The 18,645-nt window shown below is 63.5% G+C and carries 15 protein-coding genes and 1 pseudogene; all 16 read right to left on the minus strand.

All coding sequences use genetic code 11. The annotated features are described in order from the left end of the window. Nucleotides 1-10: 10 nt before the first annotated feature. The 16 genes and pseudogenes from trbJ to AC0L3E_RS26105 all read right to left on the minus strand — a co-directional run bounded on the left by trbJ (nt 11) and on the right by AC0L3E_RS26105 (nt 18,232). Entirely contained in the window at nt 11-736 is a 726-nt protein-coding gene (gene trbJ / locus AC0L3E_RS26030) for a P-type conjugative transfer protein TrbJ (RefSeq protein WP_473605931.1), read from the minus strand. Further along, nucleotides 733-3,183, minus strand: coding sequence for a conjugal transfer protein TrbE (gene trbE, locus AC0L3E_RS26035; RefSeq protein ID WP_473605932.1), 2,451 nt, complete (start codon nt 3,181-3,183; stop codon nt 733-735). Before trbE ends, trbJ begins: the two co-directional genes overlap by 4 nt. Further along, nucleotides 3,177-3,446, minus strand: coding sequence for a VirB3 family type IV secretion system protein (locus tag AC0L3E_RS26040; RefSeq protein ID WP_027164072.1), 270 nt, complete (start codon nt 3,444-3,446; stop codon nt 3,177-3,179). Before AC0L3E_RS26040 ends, trbE begins: the two co-directional genes overlap by 7 nt. Beyond that, on the minus strand, nt 3,446-3,754 hold the full coding sequence (locus AC0L3E_RS26045; protein ID WP_064993433.1) for a TrbC/VirB2 family type IV secretion system protein: 309 nt from the start codon (nt 3,752-3,754) through the stop codon (nt 3,446-3,448). Before AC0L3E_RS26045 ends, AC0L3E_RS26040 begins: the two co-directional genes overlap by 1 nt. A gap of 11 nt (nt 3,755-3,765) precedes the next feature. Further along, the gene (gene trbB, locus AC0L3E_RS26050) at nt 3,766-4,734 is read right to left on the minus strand and encodes a P-type conjugative transfer ATPase TrbB (RefSeq protein ID WP_473605934.1); all 969 of its coding nucleotides are present in this window, start codon (nt 4,732-4,734) and stop codon (nt 3,766-3,768) included. Beyond that, nucleotides 4,731-5,147, minus strand: coding sequence for a CopG family transcriptional regulator (locus tag AC0L3E_RS26055; RefSeq protein ID WP_473605960.1), 417 nt, complete (start codon nt 5,145-5,147; stop codon nt 4,731-4,733). Before AC0L3E_RS26055 ends, trbB begins: the two co-directional genes overlap by 4 nt. Nucleotides 5,148-5,264: 117 nt before the next feature. Further along, nucleotides 5,265-7,295, minus strand: coding sequence for a conjugal transfer protein TraG (locus tag AC0L3E_RS26060; RefSeq protein ID WP_473605935.1), 2,031 nt, complete (start codon nt 7,293-7,295; stop codon nt 5,265-5,267). 342 nt (nt 7,296-7,637) lie between these two features. Further along, on the minus strand, nt 7,638-9,461 hold the full coding sequence (gene glmS, locus AC0L3E_RS26065; RefSeq protein ID WP_473605936.1) for a glutamine--fructose-6-phosphate transaminase (isomerizing): 1,824 nt from the start codon (nt 9,459-9,461) through the stop codon (nt 7,638-7,640). Between the two features lie 836 nt (nt 9,462-10,297). Continuing rightward, nucleotides 10,298-12,268, minus strand: coding sequence for a relaxase/mobilization nuclease RlxS (gene rlxS, locus AC0L3E_RS26070; RefSeq protein ID WP_473605937.1), 1,971 nt, complete (start codon nt 12,266-12,268; stop codon nt 10,298-10,300). A 180-nt stretch (nt 12,269-12,448) separates the two neighbouring features. Then, a complete protein-coding gene (locus AC0L3E_RS26075) occupies nt 12,449-13,132 on the minus strand; it encodes a lytic transglycosylase domain-containing protein (protein ID WP_473605938.1) in 684 nt (227 codons plus the stop codon). Continuing rightward, complete coding sequence (locus AC0L3E_RS26080) at nt 13,120-13,668, minus strand: S26 family signal peptidase (protein WP_473605939.1); 549 nt, start codon at nt 13,666-13,668, stop codon at nt 13,120-13,122. The genes AC0L3E_RS26075 and AC0L3E_RS26080 overlap by 13 nt, the downstream gene beginning before the upstream one ends. Continuing rightward, nucleotides 13,665-13,901, minus strand: a complete 237-nt coding sequence (locus tag AC0L3E_RS26085; protein WP_027164081.1) for a helix-turn-helix transcriptional regulator — start codon at nt 13,899-13,901, stop codon at nt 13,665-13,667. Before AC0L3E_RS26085 ends, AC0L3E_RS26080 begins: the two co-directional genes overlap by 4 nt. A gap of 150 nt (nt 13,902-14,051) precedes the next feature. Further along, complete coding sequence (locus AC0L3E_RS26090) at nt 14,052-14,375, minus strand: DUF736 domain-containing protein (protein WP_473603675.1); 324 nt, start codon at nt 14,373-14,375, stop codon at nt 14,052-14,054. A gap of 534 nt (nt 14,376-14,909) precedes the next feature. Beyond that, nucleotides 14,910-16,637, minus strand: a complete 1,728-nt coding sequence (locus AC0L3E_RS26095) for a ParB/RepB/Spo0J family partition protein (RefSeq protein ID WP_473605940.1) — start codon at nt 16,635-16,637, stop codon at nt 14,910-14,912. Between the two features lie 84 nt (nt 16,638-16,721). Beyond that, nucleotides 16,722-17,131, minus strand: a pseudogene (locus tag AC0L3E_RS26100) (DUF2958 domain-containing protein). A gap of 138 nt (nt 17,132-17,269) precedes the next feature. Continuing rightward, nucleotides 17,270-18,232, minus strand: coding sequence for an ArdC family protein (locus AC0L3E_RS26105; RefSeq protein WP_473605941.1), 963 nt, complete (start codon nt 18,230-18,232; stop codon nt 17,270-17,272). Nucleotides 18,233-18,645 lie beyond the last annotated feature (413 nt).

Consider the following 18,645-nt stretch of genomic DNA (forward strand, 5'->3'; position numbering starts at 1 on the left):
GAACTGGTGATCAGTTGGCGGGATAGGCCGTGCCGGTGCCGAGGAACCGCTTTGTCGTCTGGCGGGCGGCTTCTTCAGACTGCGCCTTGCGAGCCGCGTCCTCCGCCTCAGCGCGAAACTGCGTCGCGAGCAGGGTCTGGATCTGCATCTGCTGCTTGGTTGACAGGGCGATCAGTTGGTTGGTGGCCTGGCTTGCCTCAAGCGCACCGGCAGCACCCTGGCTGCGGTTGACGAGATCAGCAAGCAGGTCGCGATCGCCGCGGACGTTCTCGAGGATCTGCGACTGGACACCCATCGTCTGCCGGAACGCCTGCATGGCGCTCTGCCAGCGCTCGCGCGCTGCGGTTGCCACATCGCTGACCTTAATCGTAGCGTCGTAGCTTTCGGGATATTGATGGCGCCACTGGTCCTGCAGCTTGCCCAGATCAAAACTCAGGCCACTCGCCTGGTCCATGAGGCCGTCGATCCGCTGCAGCGAACCGGTGAGCTGGCCCACCGAAGAAAAATCCAGCCTCTGAAGGTTGCGCGCCATGTTTTGCAGCATGGTCGCCTGGTTCTGGAGCGACTGGATCTGGTTGTTGATCTGCTCCAGCGAGCGCGCCGCCGTCAGCACATTCTGGCTATAGTTCGACGGATCGAAGACAATGAGCGCATAGGCTGGCTGGACATAGTCGGCCATCGGTTTGGCGAGGAGGGAAAGGGTGATCAGGCCGGAAAGGAAACGGCGCCGTATCATGACGATTGCTCCATGTCTGGTTGAGGGAATTGGCGGAGAAGCTCGGCGGCCCACTCGTGACCGCGGGCATTTAGGAAGTGGGAGGCAAAGCCGTCCTGCCCGTGCTCCGACAGGATCCTGTCGATCAGGGTCTGGCTGGCGGGATCGGAGGCACCGCATAGCGCAAGCGCGATGGCGCCCAAGCCCAGGTCGAACAGACGATTGCCGCGGCGCGATTGAAGATAGTAGTGCCGCTTCGGCGTGGCGCGCGCGACCAGTTCGATCTGCCGCTCGTTCAGGCCGAAACGCTCGTAGGCTTCCCGTGCCTGCGGTTCTACGGCACGATCATTGGGAAGAAAAATGCGCTGCGGGCAGCTCTCGATGATAGCCGGTGCGATTGCAGAGCTAGCGATGTCGGCCAGTGACTGCGTGGCGAAAATGACGGAGACGTTCTTCTTGCGCAGTACCTTCAGCCATTCGCGTAGGCGGGCGGCAAAGAGCGGATTGTCGAGATAGAGCCAAGCCTCGTCGAGCATGAGCAAGGTCGGTCGCCCATCGAACCGCGCTTCGAGGCGATGGAAAAGATAGGTGAGCACCGGCAGAACAGCGCCTTGGCTGTGCATCAGCTCTTCGGTCTCGAAGCACTGCACATCCGACAAGGCCAGCCGATCGTCATCCGCGTCGAGCAACCGGCCGAAGGGGCCGTCGAGCGTGTAGGGCATCAATGCGGACTTCAGCGCGTTGGACTGAAGCAAGAGCGACAGGCCGGTGAGTGTGCGTTCCTGTGCCGGCGCGGTTGCAAGACTGGTGAGCGCCGACCAGATTGCCTCTTTCGCCTCTGGGGTGACGGTGACGTTCTCATGAGCGATGAGTCCGGCGATCCATTCGGCCGCCCAGCTGCGGATGGCCGGATCGTCAACCTTGCGCAGCGGCTGGAAGGCAAGCGCACCGTGTGCACGCAGCGCGTGGTGCTCTCCACCCATGGCAAGAATTGCGGCGCGGGCTGAATTGCCTTTGTCGAAGACATAGACCTGCGCGCCGGCATAGCGTCGGAACTGCAGCGCGAAAAGGGCAACGAGAACCGACTTGCCGGCACCAGTCGGTCCCACGATCAGCATGTGGCCGACATCGTCGACGTGGGTGGAGAGCCGGAACGGTGTCGACCCGCTGGTTGAGGCGAAGAGAAGCGGCGGGGCCTCTGCCTGGATTGCCTTGGCGAGATGCTCGTTCGCCGCCGGGCCGGCCCACGCCGAGGAAAGCGGCATCAAGTGGGCGAGGTTCAATGTGTGAACGAGCGGCTGGCGCACATTCGCGTAAACATGGCCGGGCAACGAGCCGAGCCAGGCCTCGACCGCATTCACGCCTTCACGGATCGTGGCGAAGCCGAGGCCATTGACGACGCGCTCGACCGCGCGAAGTTTGGCCGCGGCGGCTTGATGGTCCTCGTCCCATACCGTGACCGTCGTCGTCAGATAGCCAAACCCGACATGATCGCCGCCTAACGCCTGGAGTGCGGCGTCGGCATCCAGCGCCTTGTTTTCGGCGTCGCTGTCGACGAGCGGGACAGGTTCACTGGTGACCACCTCGCGCAGGATGGCCGCGATCGATTTGCGCTTGGCAAACCACTGCCGCCGCAACCGTGTCAGCGTCTTGGCGGCCTCCGTCTTGTCGAGCGGAATGAAGCGTGTCATCCAGCGATAGGCGAAATCCTGGTGGTTGAGCGCGTCGAGAACTCCGGGCCGTGTGACATTCGGAAAACCGAGAATGGTGAGCGTGCGCAGATGTTGGTCGCCAAGCATCGGCTCCAATCCGCCAGTAAGCGGCGCATCGACCAGGATGCCGTCGAGATAGATCGGTGTTTCCGGCACGGCGACGGGATGGCGGCTGGTCGAGATCGTGCCGTGGAGGTAAGTCAGCGTCTCGGCATCACCCAGTGCGCGTATTTCGGGCATCAAGCCCGACAGGAGATCCTGCACGCGGCCGGTCTCGTCCCGGAACCGCGCCAGTTCCTGGCGCCACTCTCTCTCGCCTTGTGAATGATGCGAGTCGACTAAAGCGTTTTGCGCCCGCGCCTGGCTATCCGGCGGCGGCATGAACGCCAGCGTCAGGTGGTAGCGGCTTTCGTAGTGCGCGACCTTGCCTTGAAAGGCCGCGCGCCGTTCTTCGTCGACCAACCATGACGCAGCGTCGGGGAAGCGCGAGTCTGGATAGCCCAGCGCCTCGATGCGCTCGGCCTCGAAGAACAATGCCCAGCCAGAGCCGAGGCGTCTGAGCGCATTGTTGGCTCGCGCGCAGATGCCGATGAGTTCGGCTTCTGTTGCACTCTCGAGATCAGGGCCGCGGAATGCAAATGTGCGCTGGAAGCTGCCGTCTTTGTTGAGCACGATGCCTGGTGCTATCAGTGCGGCCCAAGGCAGATGATCGGCAAGCCGGTCGGCCTTGCCCCGATATTCCGAAAGATTCAGCATGCAAGCCACCCCCTCAGGCGAAGGTGGCGGACGAGCACGCCGGCGAAGTCCGGGTCGCGGCGGGCCGCGAAGACAGCCACAGTGTGCCCGCAGATCCACAGCACCAGTCCGGCAATCCACTGCTGCAAGCCAAGCCCGATGGCTGCGGCAACGGTGCCATTGAGGATCGCCACCGCTCGCGGCGCGCCGCCGAGCAAGATCGGTTCGGTCAGTGCCCGGTGAACCGGAACCTCGAAGCCTTCTATGTGCTCTCCGGCCAGCATCAGACGAGTGCCCCGCCGCCAAAGGAGAAGAAGGAGAGGAAGAAGCTCGATGCGGCAAAGGCGATCGACAGACCGAAGACAATCTGGATGAGCCGACGGAACCCACCTGCCGTGTCGCCAAAGGCGAGTGTCAGGCCGGTGGTGATGATGATGATGACCGCGATGATCTTGGCGACCGGACCCTGCACCGATTCCAAGATTTGCTGCAGCGGCTGCTCCCAAGGCATGCCGGAGCCGGCGGCGTATGCCGGAAACGTGAGAAGAAAAGCGAGCGTGGTGGCCCAGAGAAAGCGAAGCTTCTTGCGCATGAAGTGACCTTTCAGAGTTGCTGGAGTTGCGGAAGCGTGAGCTGGGTGACGGCGTAGTCGCCACTGCCGTCGAGGCCAGTGACCTCGGCGATCGCCTCGATGCGGCGCGAGGATCCGCGGCCAGCGATGAAGACGATCAGATCTATCGCCTCGGCGATGAGCCGGCGGGGAACGGCGACCACGGCTTCCTGTGCGAGCTGCTCGATGCGGTAGAGGGCAGACCGCGCCGAGTTGGCATGAACCGTGGCAATGCCGCCTGGATGACCGGTGTTCCACGCCTTCAGCATGTCGAGCGCTTCGGCGCCTCTGATCTCGCCGACGATGATGCGATCGGGTCTGAGGCGCAGTGTCGAACGCACGAGATCGGCGAGCGTGACCGAACCACGCCTCGTCCTCAGGGCAACGCAGTCTTTTGCTGCGCATTGAAGTTCGCGCGTATCCTCGATCAGGATCACCCGCTCGTCGCAGTCGGCGACGACGGCCAGCAGCGCATTGGCAAGGGTTGTCTTGCCCGAGGACGTGCCGCCTGCGATCAGGATGTTGCGCCGTTCGCGGACGGCTCTCTTCAACGCATCGGCCTGCAGCGGCAGCATGACGCGGTCGGCGACATAATCGGCCAGGGTGTAGAGTTTTGCGGCAGGCTTACGAATAGCAAAGCACGGCGCCAACACCACGGGTGGCAGCAGGCCTTCGAATCGCTCGCCCGACGGCAGTTCGGCGCTGACGATCGGCTTATCCGCATGCGCTTCGGCGCGCACATGGGAAGCGACGAGGCGGACGATCCGCTCCGCCTCGGCAGGATGGATGTGCACGCCTGTGTCGACCAGGCCTTCTCCGAGCCGATCGAGCCGCAGTGCTCCGTCGGGATTGACCATCACCTCGATGATCAATGGATCGGAGAGCGCTTGGGTGATCGCCGGACCCATGGCGGTGCGCAGCATCGCGCTGCGGCGGTGGTCGGCTTCCGGATGAGAGTTCACCCTTCCCCTCCCACGTCATTGTCGTCTTTGCCAAGCGATCGTTTTCCGGACGCGATCTGCCGACCCACCTGCTCGACAAATTTGTCGAAGCGCTCCTGGCCAATGGCCTGCGTTGCCCTGTCCGGGACCGGCGTGTGGGCGTGAAGCGTGATCGAAAAGCGAATGAAGAGCGCCAGGCTCTCCAGCATCATCTCGACGTCGCGCCTGACATAAGCGAGGTTGCGAGAAAGACGGTCGAGCCGTACCCCGTAGCGTTTGTCGAGCTCATTCTCGCCACGGCGCTCGATGAAGGCTTCTACCGCCTTCGCGACAATCGCCGATTTGGTGGTCGAAGGATCACGACTGAGTTTGTCCAGCTTCTCGCTCAGCTCAAACTCAAGCAGAAACTGGTGACGAATGCGGCGGGGCTTCATGAGGCTTGTTCCAGCTGCCAGCGCCGGCGCGCCGGCGACGGGAACAAGCATCCGCCAGATGCCCACGAAAGCTTATCGCCGTTATCTACGCCGAAGTACGCCGTCAGGAAGCGGCGTTCAGAAACCGGGCACGATGTCTTTATCGTCGCCCCTTCCCTCGTTGATGCCATAGGCGCGGGCAGCCGTCGAAATCCGATCCATGACACGCTTGTCGGCGACCGGCTCGCTATCATCGTCAACAGACTTGAAGAGATCGCCCTGGTCAGCTTCTTGAGAAAGCACGACTTGATCTTCTGGCAGAGCTGGATGTCGCTGCTGCTGGACGCCGCCCTCGTCCCCGATCGCGGCGTCGGCAATCTCGTCGCCTGCAGCCAGACGGCTGTCAACGCCGCGGACCTGTCCAGTCCAATCGTCCGGGCGCGAAGCGGGACAGTCGGCGTAAGTGCCGTCCCGCAGCACCGGGGACGGTAGCACGCGTTCCGTGAAATTCCGATCCTGGTAGTAGCGCAGCTTCTGCGCGCGCAATGGCGGCAGCCCTGAAATCAGCACCAGCTCGTCGTTCTGGGGCAGCTGCATCACCTCGCCAGGAGTCAGCAGCGGTCGGGCCGTTTCCTGGCGGCTGACCATGACGTGCGACAGCCAGGGGGCCAGACGATGGCCGGCATAGTTGCGCATGGATCTCAGTTCCGTCGCCGTGCCGAGCGCGTCCGAGATGCGCTTGGCCGTGCGGTCGTCATTGGAGGAAAAGGCAATGCGCACATGGCAGTTGTCGAGAATGGCACTGTTCTCGCCATAGGCTTTGGATATCTGGTTCAAGGATTGCGCGATCAAGTAAGCGCGAATGCCGTAGCCGGCCATGAAGGCGAGCGCGGTCTCGAAGAAATCTAGCCGACCGAGCGCCGGGAATTCGTCGAGCATCATGAGCAGCCGATGTTTGCGACCCTTCTTAGGGTCGCCCTCAAGGCGCTCCGTCAGGCGTCTGCCGATCTGGTTCAGGATCAGTCGTACCAAGGGCTTGGTGCGCGAGATGTCCGACGGCGGCACGACCAGATAGAGCGAGATCGGTCGCTCGGCATCCATGAGATCGACAAGGCGCCAGTCGCAGCCCGATGTTGCCGACGCAACCGTCGGGTCGCGATAGAGACCGAGAAACGACATGGCGGTCGATAAAACACCCGAACGCTCGTTTTCCGATTTGTTCAGCACCTCGCGTGCCGCCGAGGCCACGACCGGATGGACCTCAGGCTTGTCAGGCGTGCCCAGGTGGTTGGTGGTCATCATCCGCTGCAGCGTCGCGGAAAAGGAACGTTTCGGGTCCGACAGGAAAGTGGCGACGCGGGCAAGCGTCTTTTCCTCTTCGGCATAGAGAACGTGCAAAACGGCGCCGACGAGGAGGGAATGACTTGTCTTCTCCCAGTGGTTCCGGCGATCCAGCGCACCTTCCGGATCTACCAGGATGTCGGCGATGTTCTGGACGTCGCGGACCTCTTGCGGACCCTTTCGCACCTCAAGCAACGGGTTATAGCGCGCCGACCTCGGATCTGTCGGATTGAAGAGAAGACAATAGGAGAATTTCGACCGCCAGCCGGAGGTCAATTGCCAATTCTCGCCCTTGATATCGTGAATGACGGCCGACCCGGTCCAGGACAGAAGCGTTGGAACAACCAGTCCGACGCCCTTGCCTGATCGTGTTGGGGCAAAGGCCATGACGTGCTCGGGTCCGTCATGTCGCAGATAGCGATCCTTCAGCTTGCCGAGGAAAACGCCGGCCGGTCGAAACAGCCCTGCCCTCTCGATCTCCTGAGTCGTTGCCCACCTCGACGAGCCATAGGTCGTCACCGTTCCGAGCTGTCGCGCGCGCCAGAGCGAGCCGCCGATGGCTGCGGCACAGCCCACGAACCCACTGGCGCCGGCGAGCGCACCGGCCTTATCGAAGACCTCGGGCGCATAGGCGTCGAAATGGTACCACCATTCGAACAGTTTCCACGGCTTGTAGATCGGCCAGCCAGCCACGACAAACCACGGCGTGCCGAGTGGCGGCTGATGACCCAGCATGTGGGCGCACCACTGCGTGGCCGCCCACACGCCGAGCATGACGATTGCGAATACGACGGCGATCTGCCCAATCAGCAACTTCGTGGGCGTCATTGGCTTGCTCCGCTGTTCTGAACGTCGGGGGCAAGCATCGCGCAGCGCGATGTGAACTGAAATGCACACTACGCACGACCAGGTGCGATGGGGAATGGGCCAGATCGCTCACAGAGCAGCCTTTTACGTGCCTGGAGCCCGCGCCGCAGACTGGGTCACCGGCCATGGCCGCCCTCGGCGATCGCGACCTATTCTGTGTTTTTGCTTCGTCTGATCAAAACGCAGGCATGCGTTTAGCGCGAGCGATCCACAGGCAGCTCAACGGATCGGCATCTCCTCGACATCCAACGGCCGATGACGCGCGTTGCTCCGGCGTGTTTCGTATGGACGGGCCGTCACAAATCATTCGACGGTAACCGATTTTGCGAGATTGCGCGGTTGGTCGACATCTTTGCCCATGAAGACAGCCGTGTCGTAGGCAAGAAGCTGTATCGGCAAGGCAAAGATCATTGGCGCGATAATCTCGTCGACGGTCGGCAGGACAATCGTGTGCATCGTTTTGAGTTTCGAAGCAGCGGCCCCCTTCTCATCAGTGATGAGGATAATCCGTCCTCCCCTGGCGGCCGCTTCCTCCATGTTGGAGACGGTCTTGTCGAAAAAGCGATCATGTGGCGCGATGACGATCACTGGCATGTTTTCGTCGACCAATGCGAGCGGACCATGCTTCAATTCACCAGCCGCATATCCCTCGGAATGGATGTAGGAAATCTCCTTGAGCTTCAGCGCACCTTCCATGGCCAGCGGGAAACTGGTGCCGCGGCCGAGATACAGGACGTCATGGCACTTTGACAGTTCGCGCGCCAGGAGCTCGACATCTGGCTTGATGCTGTTCAGGATCAGGCGCATCATACGAGGCATTTCGGCAAGGCTCGCGACGAGCGCCTTCGCCTCAGCTTCGGTTACCGTTCCACGGGTCCTGGCAGCACCAATGGCGAGTGTGGCAAGAACCACAAGCTGGCAGGTGAAAGCCTTGGTGGAGGCGACGCCGATCTCCGGCCCGGCAAGAATTGGGAAGACCGCGTCGGCCTCCCGCGCGATGGTCGATTCCCGGCTATTGACGACAGCGCCGGTCGTCAGCCCACGCCCCTTGCAGTATCTCAGAGATGCGAGCGTGTCGGCGGTTTCACCGGACTGCGAAATGAAAAGAGCCGCCGAGTGCGGCGACAATGGGATCTCCCGGTAGCGGAATTCGGACGCGACGTCGATTTCGACCGGCAGGCGCGCATAGCGCTCGAACCAGTATTTTGCGATCAGTCCAGCCAGATAGGCTGTGCCGCAAGCCGAGATCGCCAGGCTCGGGATGCTGGCAAAATCTATGCAAGAAGCCGTATCGATGGGATTTCCTTCGGAGTTGATGTGATGAGCGAGCGCACGGGCGACAACCTCGGGCTGCTCATGAATTTCCTTCTCCATGAAATGGCGATAGTTGCCCTTATCGGCCAGGTATGCCCCGGCAAGGGAAGTCTGGCGCGGACGCTCGACGGGATGGCCATCGAAATTGAAGATATCGGCGCCTGTCTTGCTGATAACGGCCCAGTCGCCATCGACGAGATAGGTGATTGCATTTGTGAAGGGCGCAAGCGCGATGGCGTCGGAGCCCAGGAACATCTCGCCGTCGCCGTGACCGATTGCCAATGGGGGTCCGTTGCGCGCCGCCATGATGGTCGATGGATCATCCTCAAAGAGAACGGCAAGGGCGTAGGCACCGCTGACGCGCTTCAGCATGGCGTGCATTGCCTCGCCCCGCCCCATGCCCTCCCGGCGGTATCTTGCCAAGAGATGAACGACGACTTCGGTGTCGGTATCGGTCTGGAACTCGGCGCCCGCCGCCGCCAGTTCGTCCTTCAACTCGGCGAAATTCTCGATGATGCCGTTGTGAACCACGGCCACACCCTCCGCAATGTGCGGGTGCGCGTTGCGCTCAGTGGGTGCCCCATGGGTTGCCCAACGTGTGTGTGCGATGCCGATGAAGCCACTCAGCGGCTCTTCCTTCAATCTTCTCTCGAGATTAACAAGCTTGCCCTTGGCGCGCCGGCAGTTCAACGAGCCCTCGCAAAGGGTGGCGACGCCGGCTGAGTCATAGCCGCGATATTCGAGCCGCTTCAATGCGTCAACCAACCGCTCCGACACTGGCTGATGTCCAACGATGCCAACAATCCCGCACATGATCGTCTCCGAATTCTTCCCGGTAGCCTCAGTCGGCGCGAAGGAAACCCGCCGCCGCTCAGCCCCTAGTGGAAATCGGCGAAAGAGGTAAAATCGATTGTTGGGATAGCTGCCATCCAACCAGCGGATGGTCGGGAAACGTGTTTGACGACCCGGCGAGAGGACCTTTGACCTCGGCTAAACAGGTCTCCTGACCTCAGCTTCACCCGTCTCAGAGAGAGAGAAAGCCGTCAAATTCGCCACCAACTGTCGCGATTTGCGGCTTTCGACCGAGCCGGCCGCGCAAATCGCCCGTGCAAGCTGTCCCAGGATGGTCCGGTGGCCGACTTAATCGCGGAGTTGCCTGCGCTGCCGCCGCAACCGGGCTGTGTCGATCTTAAACAAAGCGGAATGCCAGGCTCTGCCGATGGCCCTAAGAATCATTTGCAATGCTAGTTTCCTCTGCTGCCCAGCGCATTCCCGTCTTCCGCGTTGGTCGATTAATCGTGCATCAAAGATCGATGGCGATGCGGATCGGGGGCTATCAGCCCCAATTTTGGCTGCCTATGCAAGCGGGCGGACGCGTCGTGCCACCTTATGCCTCATGGCATGTGGAGCGCATCCACAGCAGATAGCGGCCGGAAGGAGCTCGATCCCTTTGCTTTTCGTCGTGGCTGGTTCAGCAAATCTGCTCGACCCCACGGCAGCTTGCGATCAGGCGCCGAGGGGAGTGCAATCGGCGGCGAACGCACTGTTGATGAGGAGGCAGACCCCGCCAGAGCCGGGCTCCCGGAGCACCTTCTCGAAAGCCGGGCCAGTCGAAGTGAAACCGCGCCTGCGCACGGCTGCCATGAAAGTCACGAAACGCTGGGTCCACTCCTTTGCCGACCGATGTTCCAAGAGATACCTTCGCGCTGCACCAGGCCGGAAACCTCTTTGCCGACATGCCGCTCGAGCACCGGCCGCCAAGGGACGAGCACGAACTCGCGCGATTTCTCGATAACGGCATATTTGCCGCTGGCGAGCTCAACTGAGCGGCGGAGCGTGCCCTCTACCCGGTCTCCGGGTTGCGTTTCAGCATAAGATAGACCGAGCTCTTCCGAGAGCTGACCGGCAACACGGTTCAGCTCCCGCTGGCGGAGGATCACGATCATATTGGCGCGATAGACGATCCGATCCTGCTCCTCATGGGCAAGGCCTTGCGCAATCAGCCACTGCTGTCGGCGGCTCCGCGCCTCCTGGGCTTCACGGCCGAAGCCCGAATTGCGCAACCTCTCTGATCCATCGGAGACCAGCTGGCTGTCGAGCCAGGTGGCGCCGTCAAAACCAACCTGCCGCTGCAGAGGCATGGAAGAGAGCTTGTCGACCGTCACAGGTTGGGTCCTCGCCTGCTGGCGCTCGTAGGCGGTGACACGATGGAGATGATCCGGCGCGATGATCCAGGTGCCGTCGGGCTCGCGCTCCACGCCGCCGGTAGCGCGCCGGATCGCCTCCAGCCGACGGACATGCGTTTCGGCGAAGCGGTCGTTGGAGGTCGGATCGTGCTTCAGGTGAATGTCGATGTTGTAGTGGCCGTCATGGGCAGCCGCGATTTCGGTCACCGTGCGGTCAACGAGCCTTGGTTCTGTGTTCCTCGGCGAGACACGCACGATGCAGCCGTCGGGCGTCGGCTCTGTCGCCTCGCCTTTGCCGATGTCGATGTATCGGGTCTTGCCGTCAACACCGTCGACGATCAGGTAATGCCGGTCGGTGAGCTCGTCGGCCAGCCCGCGCGCGACAACACGGCCGACGACAGGATCGACCAGCTCGCCGGATCGATCATGGATCACCCAGTCGGCGGCACTGCGGGAAATCCCCCTGCCCGCCAGCTCGCGATGCATGGTCTTGATGATGTCGCCGCGTTCGCCGATGCGGCGCAGCGTCGCTTCTAGCCCGTCATCGAGGCGCCAGCGGCCCGAGTTGATCTCTTCGGCCAGATGCATCCGCTCGAGCTTGCGCAGGCGCCCCTGCTCCAAGGTTTGCCGAAACGCGTCGCGGCTATCGGGGGAAACGAGCCCACTGTCGTCACGCCGTTGCAGCAGGCGGCGGTCGATGCTGGTGAACCGTTCCTGCTCCATTTCCTGACGCAGGCGGTGCTCGATCTCGTGGTCGGTGCGCGGACCGAGATCGAGGCTGACCAGCTCGGCGGCGCGCTCGCGGATGCCGCTCGAGATGTATTCGCGCGCTATGACAAGATTCTCGCCGCGATCGTCCTTGCCACGAACGATGATATGGGTGTGCGGATGGCCGGTGTTGAAATGATCCACGGCAACCCAGTCGAGCTTCGTGCCGAGATCCTCCTCCATCTGTGCCATGAGCCGCCGCGTCAGTGGCTTGAGGTCGTCAAATTCGATGCCGTCCTCGGGTGCGACGATGAAGCGGAATTGGTGGCGATCGCCATCGGCACGATCGAGGAAGTCCTTGCCGGCGACGCGGTCGCTTTCGGCGCCATAGAGCTCGCCAGGCGCGCCGTCCCGGGTGACGCCGTCCCGCTGGATGTAGCGCAGATGCGCACGCGCCCCGTCCGCGCTCTTGCCGGAAAGCTTGACGACACGCGCCTTGATGACGACCCGGCGCTGGCGGAAGGCTGCATGGCGATCGCGTGACTTCAGCAGCGCGGCCGTCGCCCCGCCGCGGCCCGTCCGGCTCCCCACGAAGCGGCCACCACGCTGGGGCCGGCCACCGGCTCGGTTGATCGCCGCTCGGACCTGGCTGGCAAAGCGTTTGCCTGCCTTCGAGCCACGGGAGCCTATCTTCCCGAGCTTGGGTCTGAACTCGTCATCGTGCATGCTTAGCCTCCGCGTTTTACAGAGTCGAATTAGCCATTTGCGCTCCGAAGCTCTCCTGGCGCTGGAGGCTGCCTCCGGCAAAAAAGATGTGCAGACAAACACTTCGCCGCCTCATGGAGGCGGTGCCTTTATCTTGCCTTACGCGCCCCGCCCCTTCGGACGCGTCCAGCCCGCCCTTGGCTAGCGGTCCGGCTGCTTGACCGGTGCGACGTCCGTCCCCAGCGGCACGAAGAGATCGCCGTTTCGCGCGCCGGTGCGAACACCATTTTGCAGGAAAAACAGCGAGCGCCCCGAGGGCGCATTTTGCCTGCCTGGAGCGACAGATTGGCCGTTGGATTTCTTCATGTCGGTGGCCGAAATCCCGGCTGCCGCGAGTTGCTTGAGGTAGCCGACGGTCTCTTTCGGCAGCGGCTTGCCGCGCTTCAGATGCGCCTCGTAGCGCTCGGGGCCGGCGTTGTAAGCGGCAAACAGGCCGGGGAATACGAAGCGATCATACATGGCGCGGAGATAGGCCGTGCCGGCCAGAATGTTGTCGCGCGGATCGTGCGGATTTGGGCCGAGACCATGGGCCACGCGCATCTCCTCATACGTTTCCGGCATCAGCTGCATGAGGCCCATGGCGCCGGCGCGCGAGGTGATTGGGCGGCCGCCGAGCATGGTCCTGCCACTGCTTTCGGCATCGATCACGGCGTAAATCCAGGCCTGGGGAATACGGAAACGCTTGCTTGCTTCGGCAACGAAGTGCTGCCACTTTCCAAGCTGCGGACTTTGGGAGATGGCGACCGGCTCAGCGCCGGTCGAGGCGGAACAGGCGCATGGCGCGACAGCGATCATGCCAAGCATCAGGAGGGTCACTCGGTCCATAGCGGCACGAGCCTCCCGATGACATTCGCGGCCGGCACCGGCCCGAAATAGCGGCTGTCGAAAGAGCGCGGCGCCTCGCCGTTCAGCACGAAGAATTCATCGCCGGCGAGCGCGCGGCAGCCGCTCCACCAGGGCAGCGGACGGCCTTGGGGGTCGGTTGCGAGCCGACGCGCGACGATCTTGCCGCCGATGATGATCGCCTGGTTGAAGGCGCAGACACGTTCGTGCGGCAGCGCGGCAATGTGCTTTACAAGGGGAACGCGGTGCGGGAGATAGCCGCGTTCGGCAGCGAGGCCGGCGATGGCTTGGGGTGCGTCGGCGAGCACCAGGTCGCCGCGTGCGGGCGCTCCCGCCACGACGCGATAGAGGCCGACCGGCGCGCTCGCCGAGCCGTTCCAGATCAGCCAGGGCGATGGGTTTGCAAGGGGGCCAAAGGCAATCAGGCCCACGGCAATCGCGGTCGCGGCGATCGCCTTTGTCGCGCGTACGCGACGCAGGCGGCTGCCGGTCAGACGGATGGAGGGACGCCGGCTCATGGGCGGCCTCCATCGCCGGAACCGGTTACCTTCTGGCCTTTCGACCACTCGTCGAGCTCGTCGATGTGGTAGCGCACATAACGGCCATGCTTGCGGAATTTCGGGCCGCCGCCGATGAGCCGCATCTTTTCCAGCGTGCGCTGGGAGAGCCCTATGTAGAAGGCGGCTTGGGCTGTGTTGAGAAACGGACTGCCCTTCTTGGCGCGGGCGGCGCGTTCGTTTTCGTCATCCATAATTGTCCTCGTGTCGCTTAAGGAGAAGCGACGGCGAGGATGGGCGAACGAGGTCGCCCCGGGGACGGGCGAAGAGTGGGGGGCGAGTTTTCGCCGCTCCGGTGGGAAGAGCCCCGCGCCGGCTTCGGCGCGGGGCTCGGGTCGGCCCGATCAGTCGGCCGGGTTCCAGATGATGGCGTAGGTGTCGTCATCGTCCTGGCCGGCGGCGCGGCCCAGATTGGCGTAGAGCTTGCGGGGTCCGAACTCGGGCGCTGCAATCGACAGGCTCACATAATCCTTGCCGGACGTCTCGCCGGTGCGGATCCAGCCGGCGCCAACTTCGACCCCTTGCGTCAGCACCCGGTAGTCGGGATGGTTGTCGGCGCTCTTGGCCTGGTTGGGGACGATGTCGATGTCGGCGCGGACGCTGAGCGTCTTGAGCTGGCCCTTGTAGGCGCCGTTTTCCTGCTTGTTGACGTAACCGATCGCGGTCATTTCGAAGTCTCCTTTTGCTGTCGCCGGGGACCATCCCCTGCGATGGCTGACCGTGATGGACGCGTCCGGAGCGCCTGAACCCGACAGGGCCGCAGCGCCAGCGGAGGACCCGAGCCGACGGCTTTTTTGAAGCGGAGCGGCGCGAGGAAGCCGCCGCAGGCGGCGGGGAAAAAAGCTGCTGGCGAGGGTTTCGGGCGGCCGGACCCGTCCATAGGTCAACAAGCCAGCCGCAGGGGATGGTCCTGGCACAGAGCATGGAGATTCGTGGCAAGCGCGGTCGCTGCAGCCAGGCAGGAGAGCCGGGATTTGCGGGACTGCGGGCTGATGCCGTGGCATGCCGACAAGAGATCGTGCCTACGGGTCGGGCGCCAGAACAGGCATCCGACGGTCTGATCGATGCGCGGGATCAAGGCGGCTTGCCGGTCTGGATTGTGCCGCGGGGACGCGGGGGCCAAAGGTCTCGAACATGCGGCCAGTGCGCCGGGTACGATGCCGGGCGGCGGCCATTCTGGAAGCCGCCGCCCAGCGTGACGCCTATTGGCAGCCGAACAGGGACCGCACCCGCGCCCATTGATCGGCGGTGCGCAAGCCGCCTCGCTGCGTGTAGCTTTCGACCGGGAATTTCATCCAGCGCGGCAGCCAGCTTCCCACCTTGTCGCGGCCGTTCTCGCCGGAAAGAAAATCGCGGATGATCGTCTTTTGCGTCTTCACCTTCTCGGCGACATTGCCGTCCGCGACATGCTTGCCGCCGAGTTCGGCTAGCATGGAATTGGCAATTTCCTTGTCGCGCAACAGCTCGAAGAAGGCGTCGTCCGGTTGCCAGCAAGCGGCGAGGTCGACATTCAGATGATTGCCGAGCGCCTCGACGACGGCGCTGCCGGCTTCAAGCGTCTCGGCCATGACGATGCCAAGGAGGCGCAGGACATCGTCGTCGGACAGCGTCAGCAGATGCGCAAACAGGGTTGCCGTGCCGATGTCGCCGCCATTGCCGCCAGCGATTGTGCCATCCTCGTCGGATCGTCCCAGCAGCGCCAGGACCGCACTCCGCTTATTCGCGAAGGCGGCCTCGGCCTTGCAGGCTGCGAGGCTCGCAGCCACGATCTGGTTGGCGGCGCGCTGCGGCTCGGTGCGCACCTGCCACAGGCTTGAGCCGGCGATCGCATGCGCCACCATCAGGCGAAGTGCTGCTGCCGGATGGTCGAGGAGCGCCAAGCGCACGGCGGCATGGCGATGCAGATCGACATAGTTCTGCATCGGTCCGGTGAGTTCGGGCCGCGACGGTTTGTCCGGGGTCCCGGCCTCTGCGGCCTCGCCAGTGGCGCGGGCGCGGCGGGCTTCCTTGCGCGATAGCCAGCCCTCGTGACACCCGACCTCGCCGCGATGCGAGACTGACATGAAGACCTTGCCGCCCTTCTTCTTCGGCGTCTTTTCGTAGTCCCATGCGTGGAAATGCTGAGCCGGCTCGAGCACGATCACGTCGCTCCATCCGGCCTCACGATAGGCATCGCGTCTGGCGGCGATGGCCTCGTTCTGCTTGAGCCAGAACAGGTCGGCGTCGGCAAAATAGCTTTCCTCGCCGAACAGATCGGAGACGATCAGGCCGGGATAATCCTCGATGGCAAACAGCGCCACCTTGGTCGAGATCGACTGGCCGCCGAACAGCCATTGCTTCAATTGCCAGCCGCGCGGCGCGCGGCTGTCGGGGTCGGCAAAGAGCGCGAGCCAGTCCTTCTGCTGCGCCTTCGAGGCCATGGTGAGATGGCGCACCGTCTCGGCGTCGATTTCCTCGCGGCGATAGGCTTCGCGAATCCTAGGCAGAAGCTCGCCGAGCGCCAGAATGCGCTTCACCTGATGCTGGGTGAGGCCGAAAGTGGCCGCGATATCGGCAATGGTGCGACCTTCCCTGATGAGGCGGGTAAAAGTTTCCCATTGCGAGACCTCGTCGGGATCGAGGCGGGCGATGTTTTCGATCAGGGAGGCTTCGAGCGCGTCGGCGTCGTCACCCTCCTCCATGATGGCGCATGGCAGCGGCTCGGCCTCGCCGCGTTCGTCGGCGACGGTCTTGGCGGCGAAATAGCGTCGCCGTCCGGCGACGATCTCGAACGTTTCGGGCGAGCCGTTGGGCCGGACCAGTAGCGGAACGAGGACGCCGCGCGCACGCACCGACGGCAGGATGTCGGAGATGTCGGGCGCGCGTTTGGAATGTCGCATGTTGGCGGCGGCGACGCTCAATTGGTCGATGGAAACGTGGGCAAGCTGCATGGTCTTTCTCCTTTGCTGTGGCCTGAAAGTGCCTGACCGCGAGGCCGCAGGCCGAGCGGCGCGACGGTTTTGCGCCGGATGGCGCTATTGTTCCGCCCGGTCGGGCGGAAGCTCGGGAAGGGAAAGCGAGAGGGCGGCGGCGGCCTGCCGCAAGAGCCGTTCGGCCTCGGTGACGTGGCCGCATAGGCGAGCGGCTTCGGCATAGACAGAGAGCGGAAACCGCGCCTTGAAGTACAGGTCGCGCTCGATGCCCAGGCCAGCGGTCCCTTGACGGCTTGGAGCTCGGCAAGGCTGACGCTGCCGAGTTCGGGGAAGCCGAAACCGAGATCACAAAGGCCGAAGAGTGTATCGCCGTCGGCGTCGAGCTCGCTCAGAAGCCAGGTGGCGGAGCCGACCGGATTGAACAGTTTCACGACCGGAACATGGTCGGTTTCGGTCTCGGCAGCGCCATTGGCGAGCAGAAGAAGGCGCAGTTCGTCGGTGATCAGGATCATTGCGGCGTTCCTTCAAAACGGTTGGTGCTGATTAGAGCGGCTGAGACAAACCCGCCGATATCGAGCGGGTTGTGCGCGGCGCGGCCGCATCGGGCGCCATCACCAGCGCAAGCCTGTCGGCATGGCGATCGGGCGCGCTCATGCGGCGATCTCGGCATGCGCCTGGCCTTCGACGTCGGCATTGAAGCCGAGCAGGAAATCGGCGGCTTTCGAGGCATGGCTGGCGGCGCGGAAGATGGCGCGATTGTCCTCGCGCAGGACCGTCAGCCACGAGCCGATATAATCGGCATGGCGCACGGTCGGCTCGATGCCGATAGTGCTGCAGACGAAGGCTGCGCAGATTTCAGCGACCAGTTCCTCGCGCGCATAGGCCTTGCAGCCGAACGAGCTGGAGAGGTCGCGCGCAAGGCGCGTCGGGTGGCCGGTCCAGTGGCCAAGCTCGTGAAAGCAGGTGCGGTAATAGTTGATCTGCTGAAAGAAGGCCGGTTGCGGCGGCACCTGAATGAAGTCGCTGCCCGGCATGTAGAAAGCGCGATCGCCGCCGATGCGGACATCCGCGCCGCAGCCGTGAATGAGCGCTTCCGCATGGGGAACAATCTCACGCTCCGGCAGCGGCTCGGCGGCGGCATGGAGATGTTCGGGCAGGTTTTCGCACTGCGCGACATTGAAGACGGTGAAGCGCTTCAGGTAAGGAACCGCCTGTGGTTCGTCGCCATCGACCGTGGCGCGTTGCTTTTCGTTTTTCGGAACAAAGCGGTCGGCGTGAACGATGGTCGTGCCGCGCTCGCCTTTCCTGACATTGCCGCCAAGGGCAAGCGCCTGCCGGAAGGTCAGCCAGTTCTGGCTGGCATAGCTGCGCTCGATGACCGCGCCCCAGAGGATCAGGATATTGATGCCGGAATAGCGGCGCTCGGTGGCCGCATTCCTGGGCAGTCCGAGGCCTGCCTTTGCGCTTCCCCAGGGCTTGACCCACGGCACGATGCCGCGCTCGAGCTCGGCAATGATGCGGTCGGTGATCTCCTGATAAAGGCCGGCGCCTGCGCGCCCGCCCCTGCTTGCGCCAGCCTTTCGGCTGCCGGAACGCTTGTTGTTTGAACGCATGCCCTGGTCCTCCGCTCGCCAAATCGCGCCCTCCCCCGGAAGCGGGGTGGGCGGCGAAAACGACCGGAAAGGCCCGCCGTGAAAGGGGGACCGCATCCGAAGGACCGGAACGGAGAGGAGGACCCGAAGCGCAGCGAAGGGTTGCGGGACGCCGCGGCGGGCCTAGAAGGGAGAGCCGCCCACCGCGCGCCACCGGGGAAGGCCACCATGAAAACCACGCCGGCCAATCGGCCGGCGGCCGTCAGCAGCCGAAAGGCTGCCCGAGCCAGGGCGCGAAGCCGGATGGCCGAGACCGCCCGAGCCTGCCGAGGAAAAAGCGGGCTCGGTGCACGAGCACCCGGCGCGCGCCTTCAGGCGCGCGGGATTCAGGACTGGTGGTCGGGACCCCGCTGATGGTCATAACCATCGGATCC

This window comes from Mesorhizobium sp. WSM4822 (assembly GCF_055811155.1).

What these genes read in the sequence shown, in the direction of transcription:
- AC0L3E_RS26055 (WP_473605960.1), bottom strand. Translation starts at nt 5,147, where the DNA reads ATGAAGCCCCGCCGCATTCGTCACCAGTTTCTGCTTGAGTTTGAGCTG.
- AC0L3E_RS26090 (WP_473603675.1), bottom strand. Translation starts at nt 14,375, where the DNA reads ATGACCGCGATCGGTTACGTCAACAAGCAGGAAAACGGCGCCTACAAG.
- AC0L3E_RS26060 (WP_473605935.1), bottom strand. Translation starts at nt 7,295, where the DNA reads ATGACGCCCACGAAGTTGCTGATTGGGCAGATCGCCGTCGTATTCGCA.
- glmS (WP_473605936.1), bottom strand. Translation starts at nt 9,461, where the DNA reads ATGTGCGGGATTGTTGGCATCGTTGGACATCAGCCAGTGTCGGAGCGG.
- trbE (WP_473605932.1), bottom strand. Translation starts at nt 3,183, where the DNA reads ATGCTGAATCTTTCGGAATATCGGGGCAAGGCCGACCGGCTTGCCGAT.
- AC0L3E_RS26085 (WP_027164081.1), bottom strand. Translation starts at nt 13,901, where the DNA reads ATGGATGACGAAAACGAACGCGCCGCCCGCGCCAAGAAGGGCAGTCCG.
- AC0L3E_RS26080 (WP_473605939.1), bottom strand. Translation starts at nt 13,668, where the DNA reads ATGAGCCGGCGTCCCTCCATCCGTCTGACCGGCAGCCGCCTGCGTCGC.
- AC0L3E_RS26105 (WP_473605941.1), bottom strand. Translation starts at nt 18,232, where the DNA reads ATGCGTTCAAACAACAAGCGTTCCGGCAGCCGAAAGGCTGGCGCAAGC.
- AC0L3E_RS26075 (WP_473605938.1), bottom strand. Translation starts at nt 13,132, where the DNA reads ATGGACCGAGTGACCCTCCTGATGCTTGGCATGATCGCTGTCGCGCCA.
- AC0L3E_RS26040 (WP_027164072.1), bottom strand. Translation starts at nt 3,446, where the DNA reads ATGCTGGCCGGAGAGCACATAGAAGGCTTCGAGGTTCCGGTTCACCGG.
- AC0L3E_RS26095 (WP_473605940.1), bottom strand. Translation starts at nt 16,637, where the DNA reads ATGCAGCTTGCCCACGTTTCCATCGACCAATTGAGCGTCGCCGCCGCC.
- AC0L3E_RS26045 (WP_064993433.1), bottom strand. Translation starts at nt 3,754, where the DNA reads ATGCGCAAGAAGCTTCGCTTTCTCTGGGCCACCACGCTCGCTTTTCTT.
- trbJ (WP_473605931.1), bottom strand. Translation starts at nt 736, where the DNA reads ATGATACGGCGCCGTTTCCTTTCCGGCCTGATCACCCTTTCCCTCCTC.
- rlxS (WP_473605937.1), bottom strand. Translation starts at nt 12,268, where the DNA reads ATGCACGATGACGAGTTCAGACCCAAGCTCGGGAAGATAGGCTCCCGT.